Annotated in this window: 10 protein-coding genes and 1 tRNA gene; 5 read left to right on the forward strand and 6 right to left on the reverse strand. The window is 58.8% G+C overall.

Annotation, left to right across the window (positions count from 1 at the left end):
* The coding region (locus E5W70_RS05960) for an ATP-dependent DNA ligase (RefSeq protein ID WP_366509671.1) at positions 1-803 on the forward strand (803 nt) is incomplete at its 5' end.
* Between the two features lie 83 nt (positions 804-886).
* Here the strand turns inward: E5W70_RS05960 and E5W70_RS05965 are convergent.
* From E5W70_RS05965 to E5W70_RS05975, 3 genes are all read right to left on the reverse strand, one after another.
* On the reverse strand, positions 887-1,138 hold the full coding sequence (locus E5W70_RS05965; protein WP_292655211.1) for a hypothetical protein: 252 nt from the start codon (positions 1,136-1,138) through the stop codon (positions 887-889).
* A gap of 350 nt (positions 1,139-1,488) precedes the next feature.
* A complete protein-coding gene (locus E5W70_RS05970) occupies positions 1,489-1,707 on the reverse strand; it encodes a hypothetical protein (protein WP_292655214.1) in 219 nt (72 codons plus the stop codon).
* A gap of 500 nt (positions 1,708-2,207) precedes the next feature.
* Positions 2,208-2,393: a hypothetical protein gene (locus tag E5W70_RS05975; RefSeq protein ID WP_292655217.1), complete on the reverse strand. Its 186-nt coding sequence runs from the start codon at positions 2,391-2,393 to the stop codon at positions 2,208-2,210.
* A 286-nt stretch (positions 2,394-2,679) separates the two neighbouring features.
* On the opposite strand from E5W70_RS05975, the gene E5W70_RS05980 reads away from it, so the two are divergent.
* Complete coding sequence (locus tag E5W70_RS05980; protein WP_292655220.1) at positions 2,680-2,973, forward strand: hypothetical protein; 294 nt, start codon at positions 2,680-2,682, stop codon at positions 2,971-2,973.
* Between the two features lie 525 nt (positions 2,974-3,498).
* Here E5W70_RS05980 and E5W70_RS05985 read toward each other — a convergent pair.
* The 3 genes from E5W70_RS05985 to E5W70_RS05995 all read right to left on the reverse strand — a co-directional run bounded on the left by E5W70_RS05985 (position 3,499) and on the right by E5W70_RS05995 (position 5,125).
* Positions 3,499-3,972, reverse strand: a complete 474-nt coding sequence (locus tag E5W70_RS05985; RefSeq protein ID WP_292655223.1) for a hypothetical protein — start codon at positions 3,970-3,972, stop codon at positions 3,499-3,501.
* Between the two features lie 83 nt (positions 3,973-4,055).
* Complete coding sequence (locus tag E5W70_RS05990) at positions 4,056-4,490, reverse strand: hypothetical protein (protein ID WP_292655226.1); 435 nt, start codon at positions 4,488-4,490, stop codon at positions 4,056-4,058.
* Positions 4,491-5,035: 545 nt separating this feature from the next.
* Positions 5,036-5,125: transfer RNA gene (locus E5W70_RS05995), tRNA-Ser, on the reverse strand.
* A gap of 308 nt (positions 5,126-5,433) precedes the next feature.
* Between E5W70_RS05995 and E5W70_RS06000 the strand changes: the two genes are divergently transcribed.
* The 3 genes from E5W70_RS06000 to E5W70_RS06010 form a co-directional block, all read left to right on the forward strand.
* A complete protein-coding gene (locus E5W70_RS06000) occupies positions 5,434-6,318 on the forward strand; it encodes a hypothetical protein (protein ID WP_292655228.1) in 885 nt (294 codons plus the stop codon).
* Between the two features lie 269 nt (positions 6,319-6,587).
* Positions 6,588-7,811: a septal ring lytic transglycosylase RlpA family protein gene (locus tag E5W70_RS06005; RefSeq protein ID WP_292655231.1), complete on the forward strand. Its 1,224-nt coding sequence runs from the start codon at positions 6,588-6,590 to the stop codon at positions 7,809-7,811.
* Positions 7,812-7,911: 100 nt separating this feature from the next.
* On the forward strand, positions 7,912-8,361 hold a 450-nt coding region (locus E5W70_RS06010), incomplete at its 3' end, for a serine hydrolase (protein WP_292655234.1).

Consider the following 8,361-nt stretch of genomic DNA (forward strand, 5'->3'; position numbering starts at 1 on the left):
AGATCAAGCTCGACGGCTACCGCACCCAGATCGTCATCAACAGCCCCGACGATATCCGCGCCTTTACCAAGAGCGGCGCGGACTGGACGAGAAAATATACCGGCCTGGTCGAGGCCGCGCGGGAGCTCGACGTTAAGAACGCGATCTTCGAGGGCGAGGCGGTGGTCACCAATGCCGCCGGCCTGCCCGACTTCGACGCGCTGCAGAAGGCCGTCCACAGCGATCCCTATGGGATGATCCTCGGCGCCTTCGACATCATGCACCTTGACGGCTACGATCTGCGCGACATCGGCTGCAAAGCGCGCCGCGAAATCCTGTTCGGCATCATGAAGCCGAACAGCCGCATCCAGTTCAGCGAAGCCATCCCCGGCGATCCCAAGGCGATCTTCTACCTCGCCGACCAGGCGGGCATCGAGGGGATCGTCTCCAAGCGCGCCGACAGCCCGTATCGGAGCGGGCCAACATCGAACTGGCTGAAGACGAAAAGCTTCGCCGTCCAGGAATACGAACTGCTCGGCGTAGAGCGGGAGCCGGGCAAAGCGGCATTCGCATTGCTGGCGAAGCCCGGCACCGGAAAATATGTCGGCTCGGCCTTCATCAGCCTGGGGCGCGACATGAAGGAACGGCTGTGGAAGCGCGTCCAGGAACATACCGGCCCGCCTCCGGAGGGCGTCAAGAAGCGACCCGCAACACAGTGGGTCGGGCCGGGCGTGAAGCTGCGGATCAAGCATCTTCGCGGCGAGCATAAGTATATACGCCACGCTTCGCTGCTAGGCTTCGGCGACGAGGATCAGGACCACTAAAAGGAGGTAGTGTCACCGAGATACTGCCTAAAAGGAGGTATTTGAAATTTTCGGGAGTGTGGAAAGCCAGCCCGGCGAATGCCTTAATCTTCGGCGAGTTCCAATCGAACTCGCTGCCATTCTTCCCAGCAATTTTCTGGATCAATATCGAGATAGCCTCGTGAGTCATCCACCTTTCGAGCAACGTCGGGAGGTATCGCGATCGCCGGACAGGTGTCGCGGATTTGGACCACCTCTTCCTCTGTCAAAGGACTACCCTTTGTTCGCTCCCGGTTAAGCAGGGTCGCGACAAGGCTCGGTACCGGATAAATAATAAGGTCGTCGTTCTCGCTCATCGTTGCCCTTGGTTGTCAGCCCTCTTGCTGACGCTAGCGCTATGTCCATGCGGCGGGAAGGCCACTGGCTAAAATGGGTGCGGGAACGTACTATGAAAGATCGCCAGCTACGCACCATGGGCGCTGACGCTTGGGAGCGACCATCGCACTCCTGCCCCAACCGGAGGCATTTGTGTGATGGCCGAAGCATCAAGGTCGGCAGGCCTGACGGACGAAAATGTACGCGCGCTTGCACGGGAGTCCGGTGCCACTGAGCAGCAGATACGTGACATTGCATCTCTGATCGGGCTCGATCGCGCCTCGATCTTGAGAGAAGCGCGTCTCTTGGGTCGCGACCTAAGGCCGAAGCTTTAGGTCTTACTCACTGGCTTGATCTCGGCAGCGGTCAGTCGCTCGACCGTCTCGATGATCGCCTTGGCAAGCGCCTCACCCTCATGCACCGGCAAGGGTCCATAGAGCCGGTTGACGGCCTCCTCGCTCGGCAGCACACCGGCCGGACAGGTGAGTTCGATCGCCATGCGCACGAGCTGCAGGCCGGTTCTTTCCCCGTAGATGTAATTCTCGTCCATCGCCAGGATACTGGCGCTGCGCTGGCGATCGTCAAGGCCGGCCCAAGCCCGGTAGTGGGTCAGTTTGAGATTCGGCCCCGATCACAATAGGCACTTTCGCCTACCGTGCTGTGGGAAAGCAGTCATTCCCGCGATGTGGTTGGCCCACGAGTAGGAACGCGAAGCGGGGTTGTCGGAACAAGCCCAACCTCGGCAACTCGAAGCGGTATAACAAGATCGTCTGGATGAACGCGACCGGGCCAATTCCCCCATATCACTTTCGCCATAAACCTGCGGCCGCGACATCGGACCTCAATCAAATCACCGACCACCGGAGCGGTTCCAGCAAATCGGTTTTCGTCTTCGCGAAGTTCACCCTCCGTGACTACTTCGCCATCCTTTAGCACAATACGCTTCACCCAATATGCCATTGCGACGGTATAGTTCCTGCGTGTGGGATGGTCCAGTCGGGTTCAAACCGATGATCGCTTGGGGTCGACTCTGACGGGCGCTTTCAAATTTCAAACTGACCCACTACCAAAGCCCATCATGGCGCGCGCGATCGCGATTTGCGCCTCCACCTTGGCATTTTCCTTCTGCGTCATGTTGTCGGCCGCAATCAGCCGCCTCAGAGACCGCATGATTTCTCCTTGCGTCCAGCCAGCATCGAGCATGCAGTCAACAATCGCCTGAAAACCCGGCTCCATCGCCTCCTGGCAGTCGATCTCGCGATTGCTGGCTTGTTGCCTAACGCAAGGACAAGCGATCCGTTCGCCATTAGGGATCTACCAGGCCCTGAAAGCGGCTGAGGAGAGCGGCATCAAGACACATGAGATCGAAGAGGAGGTCGGGAACGTTTTCGACGTCATTTTCGACGCCCTGCTGCATCGTGAAGGCGGCATGGTGGAAATGCCCTGAAGCGACTTGCATCCGGCCGAGAGACCGGGGACAGTGAATTCGGTGCGGCGACCCCTTCAACGGAGATCGCCATGCATGCCTCAGAAAACACTTGCCGACACCCTGGCCGCCCGCGAGACGGTCTATGTCAATTGCGGCCATCCGATGTGCTGCAAATCGACGAGGCTCGATATCCAGGCGCTAATTGACAGGCTCGGCCGTGACCACGGCTCGATGCATGATGACCTGGTCGGGCTCTTTGTTTGCTCAAATTGCAAGGCTGCCGGTCGTGAGCGCCGGCAGGTGTTCTTCACATGCATTCCTGACTATGAAGGCCAGCAGCGGGCGCGCAATCGCGACTGGAAGCCAAATTTCGAACGAAGGGGCTGAAAGTGGCCGGCGCCGCTTGGCGGGGCATTGGGGTAGATTGGCCAACGATAGGCGGGGCCGGTCCTCTTTAGCGGCTAGCTGGGCCAGCAACTGGCGCGATGCTTCGATTGTCCGACGCGTCTCTTCGATAATCGAATGAAGGTCGTCCACATGGCGCCCCGCCCGCTCTTGGAATAACCGGGCAACTTCAACGTAGAGACTATCGCCCCATCGATCGTTCATCGTCTGATGCGCGCTATGCGGTTCAGTTCGAATTTGACCACGATCTGCACTAGCTGGTTGCCTGCTTCATCGCGGACTTGAATGCCAGCCTCGTGGTAGGTGCGATCGGGCAGCTTTTCTCTTGCGATTTCAAGCAGCGTTTTTGCTGCCTCGTCCTCCGCAAATTCCAGGCTCGGAAGCTCTGAACCTTCAGGGTCCGGGAAGGGGTGAACTAGCCCGACTCAGTCTTCGCGTCGGCTGTCTTTGCCTGTGGCGAATAGAGCCTTGAGTCGCAGTGCTGACCAAAAAGCGATAGACAGCCCTCTATTTCGGCGGCCGGAGGTGGCGCTGTCCGACCGTAACTAGCCTGCCGAGCGACGAACCAATCGCGGCACCACGCGAATCTAGTTCCTCCTGCCACGAATCATATGTGCCGCCATCCAGATCAGCTTCGAGCTTCAACAGAATGTCGGCAATTTCCGCTGGAAGCACTAGAACGCCTACAGCCGCTACACGCTCGAATTCGCGTTTTGCGTCCTGGTATCTCAACTGAAGAGCCTTGGAAAACTCCTCCGCAAAGTCTCTTCCCAGATATGCTTCGTCGGTCCACTTGTCGTTCACTCGACGCATCTCGGCCAGTGCAGCCACCACGTTGGCGAGGGCTTCACTTTGGCGTTCCCAAGCCTTTTCATACTTAAAGCGGCTGAGCGCCCACCCCACGGTAAGCCTCGCTATCAGCAATGCCCCAAGCAGTTGAAAGGCACTTTTGGCAAGGTCCCATTGCATGTCGGCAGACATTTTTATCCCCCAGACCGAAATTCTGAATGGAAAGCACCCGGCGCGCACGCAAGCGCTTGACGATATGAACGGGCGCTAGCGTCCTATCGGACAGCGCAAGTAGGGAATTCACCCGCAGCCCGATCCGCTAGAGCTTTCGTTACCTCGGATTTGGTGGAGCACACCTTGGCAAGCTTGACGCCAAAACCTTGGCCCTCCAAGCAGCGAGTAACGTAGCGGTCTCGCAGCTCTGCATTCACATCATAAGAAGTCGTGGAGGCGGGGATGTTCACCGCTCCGATCGTGTTGCAAGAGACAATCGTCCCGTATGTATTACACTGCACCGTTCCTGGGTTGTTATACCCGGGATGATAATCGGTCGCTATCGACTGCGGGATTTCTTTGAATGAGGCGATCTTGCATTGGTCCGTCGCGGCCTGCGTTGAGTTTAGATCAACACCAGGCTTGAACACCACATAAGCCGGTGTGGACTGACATCCAGCTATAGCCAGAGCCGCGAACAGGTAACGTTTGCGCATGTGTGTTGATCCCCCCGCAGGCACTGAACGCCAAAAGCGCCGCCCTCGCAAGGGGTGTTCCTTTATTGCATTAGCCGATCGAAAGCTTGGAAGACGACCGAGATTGCGGCCATCGCCGCTGCCCAGCCAGTCCAGCGGCCTTGACGCTGCAGTTCAGCAATAAAATGATCTTGGCTATCGCGAACCGAAACTGTCGCTGCACGGTGCCGAGACAAGCTGCCAGCAGGCTTGTCACGATGGCGAGATAGGGCAAATGCCTCTGTCATTTCCTTAACCTCACGCCAGCGGACAGAGTGGTGGAAAATTTCATGGAGTTTCTTGAAGGGCCTACGGGACGGCACTGAAAACCCGGCACCCAGACGGAGCTGGTAAGCCCGCTGCCTCACGGTGGCGGCCTTTTTTGTTGCTGAGGAACCATACGGCTCGGGCGGCCGTAGCCGGCACGATGGCCGAGCTTCATCGTTTGTGGACGTTAGGAACGGAGTTAGGAACGGAAAGGCCGCAGCTCACAAAGCTCAACGATAACAACCACTTAAGGTGATATCTGGCGGAGGGAGTGGGATTCGAACCCACGGTGGGCTTGCACCCACGCCGGTTTTCAAGACCGGTGCCTTAAACCGCTCGGCCATCCCTCCAAGGTGATTTTTCAATCACTTAGGATATCGCGAGAGGAGCGGGTTCGAGCAATCGGTACCGGATTGGCACCAGGACGTTCCCCGACCGGTTCGCGCTTCATTCCTCTAAAGCCGCATTCAACACCAAGTCAACCGTGGCGGCCGCAGCTTTCGGCGCGATCCAGGACGGTGAGCAGCGTCATGGCGAGCTGTGTTTGTGCTGGGTGTGGAAAATCGTTTTTAAAACCCGCACGGACTATTAATCGTTGCGCGCTGATATGTTGGGCGCATTAGGCACATGTAAGTAAAATCGTATTCTGGAGTTGATTTTGGCCGTACTTGGCGCTCTCCCGCCCGGTCTCCGCTGTAGACCAATCCGCGAAACCGACTGGGAGGGAGTGGTCGATTGCCTGTGCAGAGGCTTTCCGGCGCGTAACCGGAGTTACTGGATCCACGCTCTGACCCGCTTGTCGCAGCGGCCCGCGATTGCCGAGTTCCCACAATATGGCTTTGCTTTGGAGCACGCCGGTCAGATCGTCGGCGTTGTGCTCACCCTTTATGCTCGCTACCACGGGCCAGAGGGCGACGAAATTCGCTGCAATCTTTCAAGCTGGTCAGTCGACGCAGAATTCCGTCCCTATGGCGCCATGTTGGTTGCGGCGGTTCTTAAGCGGAAGGACGTGACCTACACGAACATTTCGCCGGCACAAGCGACATTGAAAGCCAACCGGGCGCTCGGCTTTCGGCTCTTCTCCAGCGGACAATTTACCTTCTTGCCGGCTTTAAGTTTGACGCAGCGGTCATGTCGCGTGCTCGAAGTGCGTCCCGATCTTCCGGAATTGGCGATGCTGCCCGAGAGTGAGAGATACATACTCTCGGAACACGCCGCGCTGGGCTGCCTGTCGTTGATCTGCATTTGCGACGGAGCAGCGTTCCCCCTGGTGTTGATGCCGCGCCGAATGTTGTACGGTGTTATCCGGTGCCATCAGGTCATCTATTGCCGCTCGCTCGCGGATTTGAGCCGCTGCGCCGGTGCCATGGGGCGCTTTCTCTTGCGAAGCGGAATCCTGGTTTGCTTTGTCGATGCCAAGGAGCCGATTCCAGGCTTGGTGGGATGGTACCGCCCCAACAAGGGGCTGAAATACTTCAAAGGTCCCAGACCACCCGCACCTGGAGATCTGACGTTCACCGAGCTTGTGATCTTCGGTCCCTGAATCTGCGCTCGCAGACACGCAAAGCGGGGGCAAAGCGCGCCACGAACGGCGTTGCTGGTCGTTAAGCGATGATTTTGATGCCGATCGGCGAGGCGGTCCGTGCCACAATCTCGCCCGGTTCCGACCACAATCGGTTAATACGGTGATAAACAATTCCTGCGCACAAAGGATTGGGGTAGGGCGTCGCCGGCGTTTCTGGACTGGGTGCTTTGGCACCGCTGACGTTTATGCTGCGGTGCCTTCGTCGATGCTATAGGGACAATCAAAATATGCAGACCACGGCGCGCCCGCGTCTTCGTCGCGCATCCGCTTTCGCGCTGTTTGCCTTGTCGGCAGCCTTTCTTGCGGCATGTGCCGGGCCGCAGCAAAAGGCGATGGTCAACAAGAAACCTCGCTCCAAGGAATATTTTTCCGAAGCCGAGTATGGCGTGAAAGCCAGCCCGCGCGTGATGTTCAAGACGTTTCGCGGACGCGACCAGCTCGGCAAGCCCTATCAGGTGCGCGGCAAGTGGTATTATCCGAAGGAAGACAAACGTTACGCCAAGGTTGGCCTCGCGTCCTGGTACGGTGAGGCGTTCCACGGCCGGTTGACCGCCAACGGCGAAGTCTACGACATGGCAGATCTGACGGCGGCGCATCCGACCATGCCGCTGCCGAGCTATGCGCGGGTTACCAACATGAAGACCGGCAGCTCGGTGATCGTGCGCGTCAACGATCGCGGACCCTATCACGATGGACGCATCATCGATGTGTCGAAGCGCGCTGCTGAAATGCTCGATTATGCCAATGTCGGTACGGCCGAGGTGAAGGTCGAATATGTCGGCCGTGCGCCGCTCGAAGGCAATGACGGCCAGTATCTTATGGCTTCGTATCGTCCAGGCAACAGAGCGCCGGATCCGTCGGACGGCCTGCCCAACGGTGTCATGATCGCCATGAATGGGCCGTCGCCAAGCCTGCCGGTAAGCGCTGCTGCGGTGCCATTCCCCGGTCAGCTGACGAATTCCGGGCAGAGATCCGATGCAGGGCCTGTCATGGCGGTGCAAGCATCAGCCTCGGCAGACATTGTACTGCCCGATTTCGGCCCGATCGTGCCGGAGCGTCCGGAGATCAACTTGCCGGCGCAATCGCCATTCACCATGGCGTCGCTGTCTTACGCCGACGAGCGCGTGCAGCGCGCCTCCAACGCGTTTGCCGGGCTGGATGGCGCCGGGATGTCGCCCGCCGAAATTCTTCAATCGTGGAAGCGGCAAGCTCCTCCGGCCGGGTCGCCCACCGCCTATGTCGCGGCGGGTTCGTTCGAGAATGCCGCCGACGCGGAGCGTGTGGCGGCGCAGCTTTCCAGCTTCGGCAAGATCGAGATCCAGCGCTCCGAACTCGACGGCAAGGGCTGGTACTCGGTCAACCTCTATGCCGACGGCCGCGGCAGCCTGGACGAGATGCTGCAGGCAGCTTGGTCGCATGGTGCGCCGGACGCGCTTGCTGTACGCAACTGACCTCGGGCTGCCTGGTTTTCTCGTGCGCGATTGATCCGCCAGGCAAAAGCCTGATAGCTTCTGCCAACTTGCAAAAGCGCCGGCTGACTGGTCGAACCTGATGAAATTTTTTTACCCTTTCACCGGGCTCATGGCGCTCGGCCTGCTGCTGCTCTCGCTTGCGCCGGCCTCAGCACAGCTTTTCGAGACCAAGGCCGGGCAGGCCTTCATGATCGATGCCGAAACCGGAACCGTGCTGTTTTCGAAGGACGCCGACAGGTTGATCCCGCCGGCCTCGCTGGCCAAGCTGATGACGATGGAAGTGGTGTTCGACGCCATCAAATCAGGGCGCATGACGCTCGAAGACACCTTCGTGGTCAGCGAGAACGCCTGGCGCAAAGGCGGCGCTCCTTCGGGGACATCGACGATGTTCGCGAAGCTCAAGTCGACGATCCGGCTGGAAGACCTGATCCAGGGCGTGACCGTGCAGGCGGCCAATGACGGCTGTATCGTCATCGCTGAAGGGATGGCCGGGTCCGAGGCAAACTTCGCGGCGCAGATGACCGAGCGT

It is taken from the genome of Mesorhizobium sp., assembly GCF_005063415.1.
Taxonomy (GTDB): Bacteria; Pseudomonadota; Alphaproteobacteria; order Rhizobiales; family Rhizobiaceae; genus Mesorhizobium.

Excerpts from the sequence above, each read along its gene's own strand:
- E5W70_RS05965 (WP_292655211.1), bottom strand. The coding sequence starts at position 1,138 with ATGAGCGAGAACGACGACCTTATTATTTATCCGGTACCGAGCCTTGTC.
- E5W70_RS05970 (WP_292655214.1), bottom strand. The coding sequence starts at position 1,707 with ATGGACGAGAATTACATCTACGGGGAAAGAACCGGCCTGCAGCTCGTG.
- E5W70_RS05975 (WP_292655217.1), bottom strand. The coding sequence starts at position 2,393 with ATGGAGCCGGGTTTTCAGGCGATTGTTGACTGCATGCTCGATGCTGGC.
- E5W70_RS05980 (WP_292655220.1), top strand. The coding sequence starts at position 2,680 with ATGCCTCAGAAAACACTTGCCGACACCCTGGCCGCCCGCGAGACGGTC.
- E5W70_RS05985 (WP_292655223.1), bottom strand. The coding sequence starts at position 3,972 with ATGTCTGCCGACATGCAATGGGACCTTGCCAAAAGTGCCTTTCAACTG.
- E5W70_RS05990 (WP_292655226.1), bottom strand. The coding sequence starts at position 4,490 with ATGCGCAAACGTTACCTGTTCGCGGCTCTGGCTATAGCTGGATGTCAG.
- E5W70_RS06005 (WP_292655231.1), top strand. The coding sequence starts at position 6,588 with ATGCAGACCACGGCGCGCCCGCGTCTTCGTCGCGCATCCGCTTTCGCG.